Annotated in this window: 20 protein-coding genes; 5 read left to right on the top strand and 15 right to left on the bottom strand. The window is 69.7% G+C overall.

What is annotated here, in order from left to right:
• The first annotated feature begins 138 nt into the window (after positions 1-138).
• Entirely contained in the window at positions 139-798 is a 660-nt protein-coding gene (locus I5I_RS14635) for a biliverdin-producing heme oxygenase (protein WP_036321381.1), read from the top strand.
• Positions 799-818: 20 nt separating this feature from the next.
• On the opposite strand, the gene I5I_RS14630 is transcribed toward I5I_RS14635, so the two are convergent.
• A complete protein-coding gene (locus I5I_RS14630) occupies positions 819-2,204 on the bottom strand; it encodes an ATP-dependent DNA helicase (protein WP_036321378.1) in 1,386 nt (461 codons plus the stop codon).
• 47 nt (positions 2,205-2,251) lie between these two features.
• Between I5I_RS14630 and I5I_RS14625 the strand changes: the two genes are divergently transcribed.
• Positions 2,252-3,349: a hypothetical protein gene (locus I5I_RS14625; RefSeq protein WP_051039655.1), complete on the top strand. Its 1,098-nt coding sequence runs from the start codon at positions 2,252-2,254 to the stop codon at positions 3,347-3,349.
• Positions 3,350-3,368: 19 nt separating this feature from the next.
• On the opposite strand, the gene I5I_RS14620 is transcribed toward I5I_RS14625, so the two are convergent.
• The 6 genes from I5I_RS14620 to I5I_RS14595 form a co-directional block, all read right to left on the bottom strand.
• Positions 3,369-5,357, bottom strand: a complete 1,989-nt coding sequence (locus tag I5I_RS14620; protein WP_036321390.1) for a cytochrome c oxidase assembly protein — start codon at positions 5,355-5,357, stop codon at positions 3,369-3,371.
• Between the two features lie 93 nt (positions 5,358-5,450).
• A complete protein-coding gene (locus I5I_RS14615; RefSeq protein ID WP_005051774.1) occupies positions 5,451-5,729 on the bottom strand; it encodes an HU family DNA-binding protein in 279 nt (92 codons plus the stop codon).
• 360 nt (positions 5,730-6,089) lie between these two features.
• Positions 6,090-6,395 (bottom strand): 30S ribosomal protein S14, encoded by a 306-nt coding sequence (rpsN, locus tag I5I_RS14610; RefSeq protein ID WP_005051773.1) that lies wholly within the window; start codon positions 6,393-6,395, stop codon positions 6,090-6,092.
• A gap of 4 nt (positions 6,396-6,399) precedes the next feature.
• On the bottom strand, positions 6,400-6,570 hold the full coding sequence (gene rpmG, locus I5I_RS14605) for a 50S ribosomal protein L33 (RefSeq protein ID WP_005051772.1): 171 nt from the start codon (positions 6,568-6,570) through the stop codon (positions 6,400-6,402).
• Complete coding sequence (gene rpmB / locus I5I_RS14600; protein ID WP_005051771.1) at positions 6,570-6,806, bottom strand: 50S ribosomal protein L28; 237 nt, start codon at positions 6,804-6,806, stop codon at positions 6,570-6,572. The genes rpmG and rpmB overlap by 1 nt, the downstream gene beginning before the upstream one ends.
• Before the next feature lie 163 nt (positions 6,807-6,969).
• Positions 6,970-8,217, bottom strand: a complete 1,248-nt coding sequence (locus I5I_RS14595) for an MFS transporter (RefSeq protein WP_036321372.1) — start codon at positions 8,215-8,217, stop codon at positions 6,970-6,972.
• 83 nt (positions 8,218-8,300) lie between these two features.
• Here I5I_RS14595 and I5I_RS14590 point away from each other — a divergent pair, with 83 nt between their 5' ends.
• A complete protein-coding gene (locus tag I5I_RS14590; RefSeq protein WP_036321369.1) occupies positions 8,301-9,173 on the top strand; it encodes a LysR family transcriptional regulator in 873 nt (290 codons plus the stop codon).
• Positions 9,174-9,177: 4 nt separating this feature from the next.
• On the opposite strand, the gene I5I_RS14585 is transcribed toward I5I_RS14590, so the two are convergent.
• Genes I5I_RS14585 through I5I_RS14550 form a run of 8 tightly spaced genes read right to left on the bottom strand, consistent with a single transcriptional unit; the run spans position 9,178 to position 16,181 of the window.
• Complete coding sequence (locus I5I_RS14585) at positions 9,178-9,849, bottom strand: DNA-3-methyladenine glycosylase (RefSeq protein WP_036321387.1); 672 nt, start codon at positions 9,847-9,849, stop codon at positions 9,178-9,180.
• Positions 9,846-11,270, bottom strand: coding sequence for an Ig-like domain-containing protein (locus tag I5I_RS14580; protein ID WP_036321367.1), 1,425 nt, complete (start codon positions 11,268-11,270; stop codon positions 9,846-9,848). The genes I5I_RS14585 and I5I_RS14580 overlap by 4 nt, the downstream gene beginning before the upstream one ends.
• Positions 11,260-12,078: a TIGR03943 family putative permease subunit gene (locus tag I5I_RS14575; RefSeq protein ID WP_051039653.1), complete on the bottom strand. Its 819-nt coding sequence runs from the start codon at positions 12,076-12,078 to the stop codon at positions 11,260-11,262. The genes I5I_RS14580 and I5I_RS14575 overlap by 11 nt, the downstream gene beginning before the upstream one ends.
• Positions 12,071-13,081, bottom strand: coding sequence for a permease (locus I5I_RS14570; RefSeq protein ID WP_051039652.1), 1,011 nt, complete (start codon positions 13,079-13,081; stop codon positions 12,071-12,073). Before I5I_RS14570 ends, I5I_RS14575 begins: the two co-directional genes overlap by 8 nt.
• The gene (locus tag I5I_RS14565; RefSeq protein WP_036321364.1) at positions 13,071-13,493 is read right to left on the bottom strand and encodes a Fur family transcriptional regulator; all 423 of its coding nucleotides are present in this window, start codon (positions 13,491-13,493) and stop codon (positions 13,071-13,073) included. The genes I5I_RS14570 and I5I_RS14565 overlap by 11 nt, the downstream gene beginning before the upstream one ends.
• Positions 13,494-13,549: 56 nt before the next feature.
• Positions 13,550-14,410 carry a metal ABC transporter permease gene (locus tag I5I_RS14560; protein ID WP_036321362.1) on the bottom strand — a complete coding sequence of 287 codons (861 nt, stop codon included), beginning with the start codon at positions 14,408-14,410 and terminating at the stop codon, positions 13,550-13,552.
• Positions 14,407-15,213 carry a metal ABC transporter ATP-binding protein gene (locus tag I5I_RS14555; RefSeq protein ID WP_051039654.1) on the bottom strand — a complete coding sequence of 269 codons (807 nt, stop codon included), beginning with the start codon at positions 15,211-15,213 and terminating at the stop codon, positions 14,407-14,409. The genes I5I_RS14560 and I5I_RS14555 overlap by 4 nt, the downstream gene beginning before the upstream one ends.
• A 29-nt stretch (positions 15,214-15,242) precedes the next feature.
• Positions 15,243-16,181, bottom strand: a complete 939-nt coding sequence (locus I5I_RS14550) for a metal ABC transporter solute-binding protein, Zn/Mn family (RefSeq protein WP_036321356.1) — start codon at positions 16,179-16,181, stop codon at positions 15,243-15,245.
• A gap of 294 nt (positions 16,182-16,475) precedes the next feature.
• On the opposite strand from I5I_RS14550, the gene I5I_RS14545 reads away from it, so the two are divergent.
• Together I5I_RS14545 and I5I_RS14540 are read left to right on the top strand one after the other, a co-directional pair.
• Entirely contained in the window at positions 16,476-16,967 is a 492-nt protein-coding gene (locus I5I_RS14545) for a manganese efflux pump MntP (protein WP_231477160.1), read from the top strand.
• Positions 16,968-17,025: 58 nt separating this feature from the next.
• Positions 17,026-17,259: a hypothetical protein gene (locus I5I_RS14540; RefSeq protein WP_036321353.1), complete on the top strand. Its 234-nt coding sequence runs from the start codon at positions 17,026-17,028 to the stop codon at positions 17,257-17,259.
• The last annotated feature ends 86 nt before the right edge of the window (positions 17,260-17,345 follow it).

The following is a 17,345-nucleotide window of genomic DNA, read 5'->3' as shown; positions in this document are numbered from 1 at the left end:
TCGCCCTGTCGACGAGGCGTGCGCGCGCCTGGGGATCACGCCTCGGCCGCACGGATAGTCGGGGCGGACCGGGCGCTCAGCGATCCCGCAGGCAACCTTCAGTTTAGGTGAGCCTTAGTTTCAACTACACTGACGGTTGTGACCCAGCCGATCCCGTTGTCCACCGCCCTGCGCGAGCGTTCGCGTACCGCCCACTCCGGCAGCGAGCACGCCGGATTCATGGACGATCTGATGCGCGGTCGCGGCACGCGCGACGACTACGTCGCGCTCGTCGCACAGCACTGGTTCATCTACGAGGCACTCGAGGCCGCCGCCGAGACCATGCGAGACGATCCGATCGCGGCACCGTTCATCAGCGAGAAGCTCACGCGCCTGCCCGCGATCGAGTCCGACCTCGCCTTCCTGATCGGCGACGACTGGCGCGAACGGATCGCGCCGCTTCCGACGACCACCCGCTACGTCGAGCGCATCCGAGAAGTCGGCGCGAGCTGGCCGGGCGGCTTCGTTGCCCACCACTACACCCGGTATCTCGGCGACCTGTCCGGAGGCTTGTTCATCGGAAAGCTGATGGCACGCCAGTTCGGCTTCGAGACGAACGGCATCGGCTTCTACCTCTTCGACGAGATCGCCGACCCCGCCGCCTTCAAGGACGTCTACCGCGAGCAGCTCGACGCCGTCGCCTGGGATGCCGCGGAGCGCGAGCGCGTCATCGACGAGGTGCTCGCCGCGTACCAGTTCAACACCGACCTCTTCGTCGATCTCGCCACCGCCAAGGCCGCCGCCGCGGCATCCGCCTGACCGCGCGTTTCACCCGAGGGTCAGAAGCCGGCGGCGCGGACCCCGGCCATGAACCGGCGGACGTCGGCATCCACGAGGATGTCGCTCGGGCGCAGCGGGCGCGACAGGTAGAGGCCGTCGAGCGAGGTCAGCCGTGACAGAGCCACGTAGGTCTGCCCCGGCGCGAACGCCCCCGAGCCCAGGTCGATGACGGCGCGGTCGTACGTCTTGCCCTGCGACTTGTGGATCGTCACCGCCCATGCCAGTCGCAGCGGGAACTGAGTGAACTCGGCCACGATCTCGCGGGTGAGCTTTCGCGACCCGGGATCGTACGCATAGCGGAACCTCTCCCAGACGGCCGGCTCGACGTCGACCTCCTCGCCGTCGAGCTCGACGCGCACCGTGCCTCCGGCGATGCGCGTGACGGTGCCGATCGAGCCGTTCACCCACCGCGGGCCGTCCCCACGACCGCCCACATCGTTGCGGAGGAACATGACCTGCGCGCCGACCTTGAGCTGCAGCTCGGTGTCGGCGGGGTACGACGCCTCGCCGCGCCCGAAGTCGCCGCTGACATCGGCGCGCGCCGTCTGAACCGGACCGGGCAGGGCGTCGAGATGACGCTGGTTGATGCGCGAGACGATGTCGTTGCGCGTCGCGAGCGTGATGATCGGAGGCTCGCCCTCGACCGGCTCGGGCACCGGGCGTGCTCCCGCCGCGTTGAGCATGCCCGCGATCTCTGCGGTCACCACCCCGTGGCGCACGGCGTTCAGCATCGCCTTGAACCCGTCGTCGGCCTGGCGATGGATCTGACGCAGTTCGCGGATGTGCAGCGGCGCCCCGACCCGGCCGAGGTCGAGCAGCCCGTCGGAACGGATCGCGGAGCCGTCCGTCGACGGGCCCGCCCACACCTGCGCGTCGAAGAACCAGAACGACCGGTAGTGGTCCTGGATGTAGCGCAGCTCATCACCGCGCGGCGGCACGGGAGAGAGCTGGTAGGGGTCGCCGAACATGATGATCTGCACGCCGCCGAAGGGTTCGGAGCGGCGCCCCCGCGCCTGACGCAGTGAGCGGTCGATGGCATCCATCAGATCGGCGTTGACCATCGACACCTCATCGATCACGAGGGTGTCTATCGCTTTGAGCACGCGACGCGCAGGCTCGGACTGCTCGAGCTCGCTGTCGGCGATGAGTCCGATCGGCAGCCGGAAGAGGGAGTGGATCGTCTGCCCCTCGACGTTCAGGGCGGCCACTCCTGTCGGGGCGCAGACGGCGATCTGCTTCTCGGTGTTCCAGGCGAGGTGCTGGAGGAGGGTGGATTTCCCCGTTCCCGCGCGCCCGGTCACGAACACGTGCTCCCGCGTGTCCTCGATGAGGCGGAAGAGCTCCTCCTGCTCGGCGGAGAGGGAGGGGATGGTCACCGGATCCATGCTAGCCATCAGGAAGGGTTTCCTAGACTGGAGCTGTGGACGGGGTGGTGGGTGAGCAGGCGCGCGCCGCAGAGGCGGGTACGGATGCCGCGACGCGCCCTTCCCCGGCCCGTCGCAGAAGCCGTCGGCTGGCGTTCGACCTGGCCGCCCTGTCCGTCGTCGGGCTGCTCCTGGTCGGCGCGATCGGGGCGGCGACCGTCACGGTGTACCGCGACCTGTACAGCCCCGGCGCTTTCGTCACGCGCTATCTCAGCCTGCTCAGCGAGGGGCGGGTCCCCGAAGCGCTCGCCCTGCCCGGGGTGCCGATCGCATCCTCCGATCTCACGGATGCCGGGCTTCCCGGCGACGCGAGCGAAGCGCTCTTGCGCCGCGCGGCGCTCGCTCCGCTCAGCGACATCCGTGTCGTGGGCGAGCAGGCGTCCGATGGCGTCGAGCTCGTGACGGTGTCGTACCAGGCCGGCCCGCACGCCGGGACCTCCACGTTCCGCGTGGAGCGGGCGGGATGGGTCGGACTGGCCCCCACCTGGCGATTCGCGCAGAGCCCGCTGGCGGTGATCGATCTGACCCTGCGCGGCGCGACCGCCTTCTCCGTGAACGGGTTCGCGGTCGACACCCGCCAGGTCTCGCCCGACGGCACGAAGGCCGATCCTCTGGCACCGGTCGCGTTGCTCGTGTTCTCGCCCGGCCTCTACTCGATCTCCGTCGACACGCCGGTCTCGTCCAGCCCGGGGGTGGCGGTTCTCTCCGATACGCCCCAGGCTGAGGTGCCCGTGGACATCCAGACTCAGCCGACCTCCACCTTCGTCGACGTCGTGCAGGAACGTGTGGAGTCGTTCCTCACCGCGTGCACGACGCAGCAGGTGCTGCAGCCCACCGGCTGCCCCTTCGGTCTGCAGGTACGCAACCGCATCCTCGAGCCGCCCGTGTGGTCGATGGTCACCCCGCCCAAGATCGCCCTGCAGCCCGACGGCGCCGGATGGTCGATCGTCCCCGCGGATGCCGCGGCGCACGTGGTCGTCGACATCAAGTCGATCTTCGACGGCACGGTGACCCACGTCGACGAGGATGTGCCGTTCCGGGTCGGCGGCACGATCACGATGCTGCCCGACGGCACCGCCTCGATTCAGGTGCAGTCCGCCGGTTGATCCCGACGGGCCGCCGCCCTCAGCGTGTGAGGCGGGCCTCCCGCGCATCGCGGGCTGCAAGCTGGGCGAGCTTCGCGTTGTAGGCCTCGAGCTCGGCATCCCCCGTCCGATCGGCGTGACGATCGCCGCGACGCTGGGCACGTTCGTCGGTGCGGCTCCACTGGATCGCCACGGTGATCGAGAGGATCAGGGTCGGGATCTCGCCGATCGACCACGCGATGCCACCCCCGGTGTACTGGTCGACCAGCGGCGGCTCTCCCCAGGTGCGTCCCATCGAACCGAACCACTCGGCGACGAACAGCCCCGACGACATCATGATCGAGATGCCGAAGAACGCGTGCATGGCCATGACGCCGATCAGCGTGAGCAGCCGGAACGGGTAGGGGTAGCGCAGGGGCACCGGGTCGATGCCGACGAGCGACTGCACGAACAGGTAGCCCGAGATGAGGAAGTGGGCGACCATCCACTCGTGTCCAAGGTGGTCGTAGAGGGTCCAGCGGAAGAGATCGGTGTAGTAGAACGCCCAGAGTGATCCGACGAACATCGCGGCCGCGAACAGCGGATGGGTGACGACGCGCGCGAACGGCGTGTGCACCGCCCACAGGATCCACTCGCGCCCGCCGCGCGAGCCGTCGTCGCGCTTGGCGATGGCCCGCGAGGCGAGCGTCACGGGGGCACCGAAGACGAGCATCATCGGAATGGCCATCGTCAGCAGCATGTGGCCCATCATGTGCATGCTGAACAGATAGTCCTGGTACGCGTTGATCGGACCGCTCGTCACCCACAGCAGCGAGAGCATGCCCAGGACCCACAGCAGCGTGCGGTACACCGGCCAGCGGTCGCCGCGGCGATGCAGGCGCCACGCGCCGGCGAGGTAGAAGAAGAGGCCGAAGCCGACGGCGAACACCCACAGGATGTCGATGTCCCACTGCGTGAACCAGCGCGAGATGGTCAATTCGGGCGGCAGCGGCACCTCGGTGAGGATCTCCGCGGGCGTCTTGACGTCGGGAAGGCGCGTGTCGACCGGTGGGGGAGTTCGCGACAGCGCGACCGCCGCCCCGCTGGCGATGCCCATGAACACGAGCTCGAGCGTGACCAGACCCCAGAACCGGCGCGACGAGCGCTCGCCGCTCGGCTTCTCGTCCCGCTGGATACGCGAGATCAGCCCGGTGCGGTACCGCGCGCCGAGCGCCCCCATCAGCAGCAGCGCGACGACCTTCACGCCGAGCAGGGCCCCGTAGGCCGACAGCAGATACTTGGGCTCGACGACGCCGACGGCGGCACGTGCGACGCCCGACAGTGAGACGACGACGAAGGCCACGAGGGCGATGCTCGAGTACCGCGCCAGGACGTCGCCCAGCTCGGCTCCCCGCAGCTGGGGTCGCAGCACCATCAACAGCAGCAGGCCGCCGAGCCAGGCGGCGGCGGCGATGATGTGCAAAGCGAGTGCGGAGACGGCGATGTTGTGGCCGGCGTCGTCGCCGGAGTGACCCTGGGTGGCCATCGGCACGAGGCTGGCGATCGCCAGGGCGGCCACGAACAACGTCGAGGTCCATCCACGGACGGCGAAAGTGAGCACCGTCAGCGCGGCTCCGGCAAGGGTGGTCAGCGCCCAGGCGCGACCGGGGTCGGTCGACACCAGGAAGCGCCCCAACTGGCCACCGAACTCGGCGCCGGCGTTCGGGGTGGCATTGAAGATGTTGACGAACGTGAAGAAGGCGGTGAACCCGCTCGCGACCGTGAAGAGGGCGGCCGAGATGGATGCCACGTCCAGCGCCGTGTGGAAGGGGCGCTCCCCCGCGCGCAGCGCGAACAGCGCGAGCACGAGCGATCCGATCATGCCCGCCGCCGACAGGTTCACGCCGAGAGTGACGATCGGCAGCCCCCAGCGCACGACCGGGCCGGCGTCACCGACGAGCAGCGGGGCGGCACCCCCGCCGAACACGAGCCCGAGCACGAGGGAGACGAGGGCGGCCGCGACGAGGATCGCCGGGCCCACGAAACGCATCACACGGGTCGGGATCACCCGTCCAGCCTACGCGGCGCCGGACACGCCGAAGGGGGGATGCCGAACGGCATCCCCCCTCGTGCAGGGCCGTACTTACTTGACGGCGGCCTTGAGCTTGGAGCCCGCGGTGACCTTGACGCGCTTTCCGGCGGCGATCTTGATCTCCTCGCCCGTCTGCGGGTTGCGGCCCGTACGCGCGGCGGTGGCGACCTGCTCGAACGAGAGGAAGCCGGGGATCGTGACCTTCTCGCCCTTGGCGACGGCCTCGGAGACAGCCGAGAACAGGCCGTCGACGACGCGGCCGACGGTGGCCTGGCTCTCGCCGGTGGCGCTGGCGATGCTTGCGACGAGCTCAGTCTTGGTGATAGCCATTGGGGTTGTCCTCCAGACGGCAGCGAATGCCGCCTTCAGTGAGATCGGACCGGACGACGAGCGCCCGGTTTGGTCGATGGGACCGCCCCCGAATATACCCACGATCCGCGGAAATCCGCGGATTTACGCCCTCCAGACGTCATTCTCCCCGGCGTGTCGGCGTCGTACGGTGACGGATGGGGCTGGTGTGACCACGGCATCCGCTGGCCGCGCGGCCGCGGATGCGGACATCGACACCGTAATCGGATGCCGAGGGCCGCCCCGTCCGCATCCGATGACGGTCTCCGAATCCGGCGTCGGGTGGGAACGCAGAAGGCCCGCCCCTGACGGGACGGGCCTTCGAGACGTGTGCGTCGGTGCTTACCAGCTCGACTTGGTCACACCGGGCAGCTCGCCCTTGTGCGCCATGTCGCGGAAGCGAACACGCGAGATGCCGAACTTCGACAGGTAGCCGCGGGGGCGACCGTCGATGGCGTCGCGACCACGCAGGCGCACGGGCGACGCGTTGCGGGGCAGCTTCTGCAGGCCGACACGGGCGGCCTCGCGGGCCTCGTCGGTCGCGTTCGGGTCGACGAGGGTCTTCTTCAGCTCGGCACGCTTCTCGGCGTAACGGGCGACGACCTCCTCGCGCTGGTTGTTGCGCGCGATCTTGCTCTTCTTGGCCATGAGATCAGCGCTCCTCTCGGAATTCGACGTGCTTGCGGATCACCGGGTCGTACTTCTTGAGCACGATGCGGTCGGGGTTGTTGCGACGGTTCTTACGCGTCACGTAGGTGTACCCCGTGCCGGCGGTCGACCGGAGCTTGATGATCGGACGAACGTCCTGAGCCTTCTTCGCCATTAGAGCTTCACACCCTTCGCGATGAGGTCCTTGACGACCGACTCGATGCCGCGGGCGTCAATGACCTTGATGCCCTTGGCCGACACGTTCAGCGTGATCTTGCGACCGAGCGAAGGAACGTAGTAGGTCTTCTTCTGCACGTTCGGGTCGAAGCGACGCTTCGTCCGGCGGTGCGAGTGCGAGATGTTGTGACCGAAGCCGGGAACTGCTCCGGTCACCTGGCACACTGCTGCCATAGTGATTCTCCTTAGTACCGTGACACCGGACGGTGCCACCCAAGATCCCTTGTCTGCATCCCTCTGAGAACACAGGGATACGAACTGCGTGCTGGAGTGCGCGCAGACAAAGATTCAGTCTAGCACGGCCGGGCGTGTCGGCTTGACGTCGCGCCGTCGCCGATCACGCGGCGAGGCGGCGCACCATGCGAGGTGTCGCCACCGAGATCAGGACGAGCACCAAACCGGCGAAGACCCCGAGGACGACGGGCAGGGCGAGCCACGCGAGGGCGGCTCCGATCAGCAGGGTCGGGACGGCGAGTCCGACGTAGGCGATCAGGAAGATCGCGGCGAGCACCTCGCCGCGAGAGCCCGCCGGCGCGAGCGAGCCGGCGACACCCAGCGACGCACGGAACATCACGCCCACGCCCGCTCCCGCGGCCACGCCGCCGATCACGAACGCGGCCAGGGCGCCCACCGCGACGGCGACCGCGACGAGCACGATCCCGACACCCATCAGGATCCACGACAGCAGCAGCTGACGACGCAGGCTGAGTCGTACGGTGACCACCTGGGCGACCGCTGCCGACATGAAGACGGCGAACGGCACGGCTCCGGCGGCGAGTCGCGACGTGACGCCCATGGCCTGCGCCAGCACCGTCGGGGTGAGCGCCATCATCAGACCGAAGACAGCGAAGCCGGTGAAGGCGCCGGTCCCCGCCGCCCAGAACGCGCCCCGCGCGGCGGCCGGAATCGCGACGCGCTGCGGACGGTAGCTCCGGCGCTGCTGCCCGCGGTCGACGGTCTCGGGAATCACCGCTGTCGCCACGAGAGCGAGGACGAGCAGCCCGAGGAACACCGCGTAGGGCGTCTCCAGCGGAGCGGGCACCCAGGTGATCAGCGCACCGGCGACGAGCGGCCCGACGGCCAGTCCCCCGATGTTCGCGAAGTTGGAGACGACCGGGGCGATCGTCGACGACGGCACCGCCACGGCGCGCAGTTCGGCGATGTGCGCCGTCGCAGTGGCGGTCAACCCGCCGATGCCGACGCCGGAGACGAAGCGGGCCACGATGAGTCCCGTGACGTCCTGCCAGAGCAGGAACATCACGGCGGCGACGATCTCGACGGCGAGCGCGGCGATGAACACGACGCGGCGGCCCCACCAATCGCTGACGTGGCCGACGAGGTACAGGCTCACGGCGACACCGACGGCATAGGCGGCGAAGATGACGGTCACCACGATCGGCGAGAAACCGTCGCGCTGCTGATAGAGCGCGTAGATCGGGGTGGGAATGGTCGAGAACGCCATCGCGATGGCGAAGGCGAGCACGGCCGTCCAGAAGCCGGCGGAGTGCGCCGCACGCGAGCGGCGCGGGGAGGACGCGGATGCCGAGGCGGGCGCCCCGGCGGCGGGGAGGCTGGTGGTGGTCATGACCTCAGGATGCGCTTTCGATCGCATCGAGTCCAACGAATTCGATTGATGCTATTCATCGACATCATCGATAGTTTGTCTCCATGGACACGAGGCTGCTGGAGTACTTCGTCGCCGTCGCCGAGGAGTCGAGCTTCACGCGCGCCGCGGCTCGGCTGTACGTCGTGCAGTCGACGGCGTCGGCCGGCATCCAGACTCTCGAGCAGCGCATGGGAACCCGGCTCATCGAACGTTCCGGCCGCCGCGTCGCGCTGACGGCCGCCGGTGAGCACCTGCTGGAGCCCGCTCGGGAGATCGTCGATGCGACGAGCCGATTGCAGAGCGCAGCGACCGGTCGCATCGAGGGCCTGCTGCGCGTCGGGATCTTCGTCAACCTTCCGACCCTGCGCATGCCCGAGCTGTTCGCCGCCTTCCGCGCCCAGCATCCCCTCGTGCGCCTACGACTCGTCTCGTCGCCGTCCGGTTCCACCGGGCTCGCCGACGAGCTGCGGCGCGGACGGATCGACCTCGCTTTCATGGGGCTGCCGTCGACGGAGCTGCCCGATCTGGAGACGGTCGAGCTCGTGCGCTCGCCCTTCGTCGCGCTTCTCCCCGACGCTCACGAGCTCAGCGCGCTGGCGGAGATTCCTCTGGAGCGTCTGGCGACCGAGGCCTGGATCGACGCACCGCACGGCTTCGGTCACCGCGTGCTCCTCGAACGAGCACTCGCGCGCGCCGGCCTCGTGCGCGAGGTGGCGACGGAGGTCTCCGCCGTCGGCGACATCCCGTCGTTCGTCGCCGCCGGCTTCGGCGTGGCGCTGGTGCCCGAGGTGCTCGTCGTTCCGACGGCCGGTACGATCGCGGTGCCCGTCACACCGGTGATCGAGTGGCCGCTGAGCGTGAGCACCCGACCACACGCCGGCCCGGCCGCGATGGCACTGCGCGAGGTCATGGTGCAGCGGTTCGCCGTCGACTGAGAGCTCAGCGCGTCGGACCGGCTCCGCGCCCCCAGCGAAACGGCGAGACGGTCGGATCCCCCGAGATCCAGAACCGCCACGGGAATGCGGCCGTCCCCGCGACGCCCGCCACTCCGACGCGAGGACCCGCCTCGACGTCGGCGCGGGCCACCACCGGCAGCCACAGTCGGGCGGACGCGCCGGCCCGCGGACGAGCGGTGACCGCGTCGATGCCGTCGTGCACGGGATGGCGCAGGCCCACGGCATCCCCGAGGCGACCGGGGCCGCGAGCCAGATCCCGCGCGACCCGCGCGGCGGGGCGGCGGGCGAAGGCGACATCCTCGCCCTCGATCACGGCCCCCGCACGCAGCAGGATCCCGCCGGCCTGACCCTCGGGGGCGCAGACGACGTTGACGCACGAGTGGATGCCGTGGCTCAAGTAGACGTAGAGGTGGCCCGGCTCGCCCCACATCGTGGCGTTGCGGGCGGTTCGCCCCATCCGCGCGTGGGATCCGGGATCGGGCTCGGGCCCGGTGCCCGCGCCGTGGTATGCCTCCACCTCGGTGAGGCGCACGGCCACCCGCGCCTTGCCGACGGTGACCTCCAGCACGCCGCCGAGCAGGCGCGGCGCCACCTCCACCGGCAGCGCCGTGAGCGCTGCCCGTGTCGCGGGAATCAGGCCCGGGCGCTCGCTCATGTGCGCGGCGGCGTCTGGCACCACGAGATGTCGAAGCCCGCGAGGGCGCCGACCTCGGTGCCGGCCTCCGCGCCGGTAAGAGCCACGACGTGCGTGCGCAGGTGCGTCGGCATCGGCAGCTTGTACCCGTCATACGGGTTCGACACGGCATCCGGGGCCACCAGGAAGGCGGCATATCTCCCGCTCGGGGACACGCACGACTGGATGAGGATGTCTTTCGGGTCGACGGAGAAGACCGGCGTCGCCTGACCCGCGGTGTCGACGACGTTGACGGTGGTCGAGCGCACGGTGAAGCCGTCGACGACGGCGAGCACCCGCAGCGTGTCGCCGTTGCTCATCGGCACCATCTTGTTCGTCTGGCCCAGAGCCTTGTCGGTCGGCGGCAAGTCGACCTGCTTGGCCGTGGCCAGGTCGATGGCCGCGGGCCCCTCCACACGCTCGACGATCGCGGTGGTCGTGCCGCGCGCGATGCCGTCGATCGACACGGCGTTGCCGAGGGTGACCGGGTCGCCGCCGGACGGGGAGATGAGAGTGAGGGCCCCGTCGTACGTGAGCATGAGGATGCTGTCGGTGCCGGGCACGAACCGCCAGTCGTCGACGCGGGACTCGCCGCCGCCGCGCTGGATCATCGTCGGCTGTGCATCGCTCTGCGCGGAGGCGAGCGAGGCCGTGAACAGCCGGGCTTCGCGAGCGCCCGGCGTGCCGACGGTGGCATCCGTGTAGGTGTAGCCGATGAGATCGCCCCGATCGGCGCTCTGCAGGTCGGTGACCGTGCCGTCGCCGGGGAGGGCGAGCTCGCGCACGTTGCCGCCGTCGAGATCGGTGACCACGAGGTGTGACTTCTTGTCGTCGTCGAGCGTCGACATGACGAGATGGCCGGCGGTCGCACGGAAGTCTTCGATGTGCGCGTTGGTGTAGACCGGTTCGGGGTCTTGACCGGCGAGGCCGGTGCGCAGGATCCGATCGCCGCCGTCGCCGCGCTGCAGGACGAAGGCCTGCAGCGCGGGCGTGGTGAAGCTCTGCGAGACGGATGCCGTCGGGCCGCCGCCGATGCCGCTGACCCCATCGATCGTCACGGTGTACGAGGTGTCGTCCCACAGCGGCTGGGTGAAGCGGATGCCCACGCTGCGTCCGGACGTGTCCACGGTGAAAGGCGCGGCGGGCGAGACGGTGACCTGGGTCGGCGTGACCTTGGCGAGGGACTGGGTGGTCGTGATGATCAGCCGCGAGCCGGCCGCGCTGACCGCGGCATCCGGGTCGACGCTGACGTTCGTGACGCGCGGACCCTGCGCCACCGTGACGGCGGCGCCGGCGAGTCCGATGACGGCCAGCGCGGCGACGACGATCGCGAACCCGGCGAGGAACGCGCGCGCGCGGCGGCGACGTGTCCGCTCGCGACGCGTCGCACGATCAGTACTCATACGGGTCCTTGGGCTGATCGACCGTCTGCACGGAGGCCGGCTGGATCTGCAGTCGTCCCCCCGCATCGCGGATCGTGCCCGTCACGGTGACCCACGTTCCGGTGGCCGGGATGTCGCCCGAGGCAACCGGCACACTCGCCGGCTGCGCATCGATGACGCAGTGCGTGATGACCAGGCGCGTCAGTCCGAATCCGCCGTCGGTGGGGGTCACGAACCCGGTGAGCGTGATGGTGTCGCCGTCGAACGCCTCGGGGTTCGTCGCCGTCGCGAACACGCTCGCCCACTCCCCGACGCCGAACTTCGAGGTGTCTCCTGTGGAGGCCAGCGCCACGGTGTCGGAGCCTTGGAACAGCGGTGGGGCACCCGTGTCGCGCTGCATCGCGAGCTCGGCGGACAGCGTCGCCGGCGGCGTCAGCATGATCGCCGCGACGACGCCGACCGACAGCACACCGCCGGTCACGGTCGCGGCGGTGCCCCAGCCGCTGCGGCGCTCGTGGCCGTGGTCGTGGTCATGCCCGTGGTCGTGCGCACCCCCGGTCGTCGAGCGAGCGGAGCGCGTCGAAACGCCGGCGCCGACCTCGACACCGTCGCCGTGATCGTGCCCGTGGTCGGATTCGGCGCCCTTCGGCAGAGCGAAGCTGATCACCGCGCCGACGAGGGCGATGATCGCCATCGGCACCGCGAACCAGTTCGACGAGGGGTTGATGTACAGCGCCAGCTGGCCGTTCAGCCACAGCACCACCGTGACCGCGGCCAGGCCCGCCGCCAGTCCCACCCCGAGCAGGCGCGATCCGATCAGTTCACGCAAGGAGGTTCACCACCGATCCGACGGCCACGGCGAACAGCACGACGATCACGACGAGCCCGACCAGCACCTTCGAGCGGAAGGTGGTGCGCAGCAGCGCGAGCATCTTGACGTCGACGAGCGGACCCACGAGCAGGAACGCGACGATCGAGCCGGGCGTGAAGGTCGAGGCGAACGAGAGCGCGAAGAAGGCGTCGACGTTCGAGCAGATCGACACGATCATCGCGAGCGTGATCATGGCCACGATCGACAGCGCGGGGTTCGATCCGATCGCCAGCAGCGCCGAGCGTGGCACGAGCACCTGCACGGCGCCGGCCAGGGCAGAGCCGATCACGAGCGCGGGCATGACGGCGCGCAGTTCGACGACGAACTGGGCGAGGCTCTGCTGCGCCTTGCCCGGCCCGCGGCCGTGCGCCGCGTTCTCGAGCGAGATCTCGCAGCTGGCACGGAAGCGATCCGTGATGAGGCCATCGGGGTCGGGATGCCGGCTGTAGAGCCACCCGATGAGGTTCGCGACCGCATAGCCGCCGAGCAGGCGCGCGATGAGGATGCCATCGTCGAAGCCGAACGCCTGGTGCGTGGTGATGATCACGATCGGGTTCACGATCGGCGCGGCGATCAGGAAGGTGAGCGTCTCGGCGACCCCCAGCCCGCGCATCATGAGACCGCGCGCGAAGGGGACGTTTCCGCACTCGCAGACGGGGATGAGCATGCCCAGGAGCGACAGCACCGCCCGCCGCGCCCACGGTGCCCGCGGCATCCATCGTTCGATCGCACCGGCCGGCACCCACACCTGCACCACGATCGACAGCAGGACGCCGAGGATCACGAAGGGGAGCGACTCGATCAGGACGCTGATGGAGAGAGTGAGACCGTCCTGCAGCCGGGTCGGCAAGGCGGGCCCGGGGGCGAGGAAAGCGACCGCGATGAGCGCGGCCACCACCAGCGCGCCGATGCCGACGGCCACCAGGGGACGGGCCGGCGCGACGCGCACCTCAGTCGACACGCTCTCCGACCGGATCGGCGGCGCGCAGCGCGGAGCAGGAGGCGCAGAGACCGAAGATGTCGACGACGTGCTCGGCGGCGGTGAACCCGTGCGCGGCGGCGGTGCGCTGCGCCCACGCCTCGACCTCGTGGGCCTCGATCTCGACGGCGAGACCGCACGAGCGGCAGATCAGGTGGTGATGGTGACCGGTCGTCGAGCACGCGCGGTAGATGGCTTCGCCGTCGGGACTCTGCAGCTGATCGGCCTCGCCGCTGGCGGCGAGCGTCGCGAGCGCGCGGTAGACGGTGGCCAGTCCGATGCCCGTGTTCTCGTCGCGCAGGGTCGCGTGCAGCGCCTGGGCGCTGACGAAACCGGGGGCGTCGGTCAACGCCTCGCGCACGCGATCGCGCTGCCAGGTGTTGCGCTGGGCCATGCCGGGAGTCTACCCGCGGGGTCTAGGAGCCGGCTGGACGCGTGCGCTGGACGATGTCACGCCTCGACCGTGCCGCGCCGACGCACGCCGTCGATGACGCGGCAGACGAGGTAGATGAGGAACGACAGCGTCGTGATGTACGGGCTCACCGGAAGCGTTCCCGCAATCGCCAGGAGGATGCCGCCGACGGCGGCGGTCACACCGAAGCCGGCGGCCAGCAGCGGCACGGCGATGGGGCCGGTGGAGACCCGCATCGCCGCCGCCGCCGGCGTCACCAGCAGCGAGAGCACCAGGAGGGCACCGATGATGTGCACCGCCACCGCCACGACGATGCCCAACAGGATCATGAACGCGAACGAGACGATCGTCGTCGGCACGCCGCGCGCGGCGGCCGACTGCGGGTCGAGCGAGTCGAAGTTCAGCGGTCTCCAGATGAGCAGCAGTCCCACGAGCACGATCGCGCTCAAGACGATCAGCACCGTCAGCTGATCGCTCTGCACCGACACGATCTGACCGGTCAGCAGGCTGAAGCGGTTGGCGCTGCGGCCGTTGTAGAGCGAGATGCACAGGATGCCGATACCCAGCCCGAACGGCATGAGCACGCCGATGATCGAGTTGCGGTCGCGGGCGCGCGCGCCCAGCCAGCCGATGAGACCCGCCGCGATGAGCGAGCCCACGATCGACCCCGTGACGACGTCGACGCCGAGAAGGAGCGCCGCCGCCGCGCCGGCGAAGGACAGCTCGCTGATGCCGTGCACGGCGAAGGCCATGTCGCGCTGCATGACGAACACGCCGATGAGTCCGCCGACGATTCCGAGCACCGCGCCGGCCCAGACGGAGTTCTGCACCAGGGCGAGGATGTCGCCGTAGCGCGCCATCCCGCCGAACAGCGCGTTGCCGATGTCTCCCCAGCTCACGCGACACCTCCCGCGGGTGCGGCGACGGCGTCGCCGTGATGGTGGTGATCGGCATCCGAGTCGGGGGCGCCGACCACGACCAGGCGCCCGCCGACACGGGCGACATGCACCGGGGTGCCGTACAGGGCGGTGAGGGTCTCGGAGGTCAGGACCTCGTCCGGGCTGCCGAGGGTGAAACGGCCGCCGGTGAGGTAGAGGATGCGATCGACCTTCTCCAGCACGGGGTTGATGTCGTGCGTGACCAGCAGCACGCCGGCGCCGCTGGCGGTGCGGTAGCGGTCGATGAGGTCGATGACGTCACGCTGATTGGCCAGGTCGAGACTGGTCAACGGCTCATCGCACAGCAGCAGACCGGGCTCGTCGGCGAGCGCCTGTCCCACGCGCAGCCGCTGCTGCTCGCCCCCGGAGAGCAGGCCCACGGGGCGATCGGCGAAGGCCGTGGCCCCGACGGCGTCGATCAGTGTCTGCACGCGCTCGCGGTCGCCGCGGCGGCGCACCGGGAAGCCGAAGCGGTGGCCGTCGACACCGAGACGGACGAGATCGCGGCCGCGCATCGCCGTGTGCCGGGGCAGCGGGCGCTGCTGCGGAATGTAGCCGATGCGACGATTCCCGGCCCGGCGCACGGGCGCTCCGAGCGCCTCGATCGAGCCCGCACTGAGGCGCTCGAGGCCGAGGACGGCACGAAGAAGCGTGGTCTTGCCGGCGCCGCTGGGCCCGAGCACCGCGACCAGCTCTCCCGGCTGCAGCTCGAGGTTGAGGCCGCGCCACAGCTCATGGCCGCTGCGCGAGAGCGCAGCGGCCATGATGCGAAGAGGAAGGGGGGAGGCGGGGGTCACGAACCCAGCGCGGTCTTGATCTGCGTAGCCATGTCAGTCATCCACGATACGTAGTTCTGACCCTCGGGGAGCAGCTCAGAGGCCTTGATGACGGGGACCTTGGCCTCGGCCGCCTTCGCTTCGGCCTGCGTGGTCTCGGCGCCCGCGGCCTGCGCGTTCACGAAGAGGATCTTCACCGAGCCGCTGCCGATCAGCGTGAGCGCGTCCAGGAGCGTCGCGGGCGGGACGTCCTGACCCTCCTCGACCGCCTCGCTGAAGGCGGACGGCGTGACGTTCTTCAGTCCGGCGGCCTCGGCCAGGTACAGCGGGACGGGCTCGGTGACGAAGATCTCGGCACCGCTGTGCGCCTTGGAGATGTCGCCGAGGATCGGCGTGACCTTCGCATCGATGTCGCTGCGGAACGCTGTGGCGTTGGCGGTGAACGCGCTCGCGTCGGCGGGGTCGAGCTTCCCGAGCTGCTTCGCGATCTCGTCGGCGACGGCGGCGATGGTCTGCGGGTCGTAGAAGACGTGCTCGTTGAAGCCGTCGACGGCCGCGGTGGGGTCGGAGCCCGTCCACTCGGGCGAGAAGGTGACGGCGCTGATCAGCGGGGCGGTCGACTTCGCGGCATCCTTCAGAGACGCCATGAACGGGTCGTAGCCGCCGCCGTTCTCGATGAGCAGCTGCGCGTTCTGGACGTCGAGCTGATCGGCCGCGGTCGCCTCGAACTCGTGCGGATCCTTGCTCTCGTCGGCGATGAGCGAGGTGACCTCGACGTGGTCACCACCGATCGTCTTGACGATGTCGCCGTAGACGTTGGTGGAGGCGACGACCGAGATCGTGCCGCCCGCGGACGCGGAGCCGCTGGGCGACGAGGTAGCGGAGCTGGAACAGCCGGTGAGGGCGAGGGCGGATGCCGCGACGAGGGCGGACAGGAGGACGACGGGACGCTTCATACCGCCCAGCCTAGGACTACTGATAATCGTTATCAAAACCAGGGTGGCCGAAATGCTGTCAATTCATAGCCTCCGCTTGAAGTCGAGACCGCGCCGCCGACAGGCTGTTCTTCGGTCCTCGCGTCCGACGGCGCTCGCGAACGACCGTGTCACGTTTTCTGCGACCCCTCCGCTGTCGCCTTCGCCTCTCGAGGAGCCGTCATCTCCCCCTGGACTCTGCTGCTGCTCGCGCTCGGCGTCTCCGCCGATGCCTTCGCCGTCGCCCTCGGAAAGGGCCTGCAACTGCGCGCGCACGTGCTGCGCACGGCGCTCGTGTTCGCGACCGCATTCGGGGTGTCGCAGGCGATCATGCCGCTGCTCGGCTGGCTGCTCGGTTCGACGTTCGCCGACGCGATCGCACCGTGGGACCACTGGATCTCGTTCGGCCTGCTCGCGCTGGTCGGCGGGAAGATGCTGTGGGAGGCGCTGAGCCCCGACGCCCCGGTGGACGCGGAGCACCCCGAGCACGTGCACGATATCGAGGCCTTCAGCGTGCGCGAGGTGGTGCTCCTGTCGGTCGCGACGAGCATCGACGCGCTCGCCGTCGGGGTGTCCTTCGCCTTCTTGAACGTGGACGTCGCGATCGCCGTCACCACGATCGGTCTCGTCACCTTCGCACTGTCGTTTCTCGCCGTCTTCATCGGCTACCGCATCGGCACGCGCTTCCGCCGCCCGGCGGAGATCGTCGGTGGCCTGGTGCTGATCGGGATCGGCACGCAGATCCTCATCGAGCACCTCACCGCCTGACGGCCCCCTCCTTGCCCGCGACGCGGCGAGGACCTACCGTGAACAGGAGGAGGGTGTCATGACGCGACTGATCGATCGGTTCCGCACGTGGCGCGCGAACCGCAAGGCGAACCCGTACATTCCGCCGGAGGGCCGCTTCACCGGCAGTGTGCTCACGCAGCTTCCCGGTGTGCGCGGCCCGTCGCTCTGGACGGGCAAGCGTGGCGGCCTCGGCGACGTGCTGCAACCGGCGAACCTGTCGGGCAACTTCCATCCCGTCGTCGACCCCGTCGACGACCCGCGGTCGCGCTGACCCGCGGTCGCGCGGACGAGGCGCCGTCCGCTCAGGCGAGGCCCGGCAGCGCGGCGGTCAGGCCGTGCACGAGGATCTCGGCGCCG

Source organism: Microbacterium sp. B24, from assembly GCF_000333415.1.
Lineage (GTDB): Bacteria > Actinomycetota > Actinomycetes > Actinomycetales > Microbacteriaceae > Microbacterium.
The sequence above is the reverse complement of the archived record's forward strand: the minus strand, read 5'-3'. Positions and strand labels throughout refer to the sequence as shown.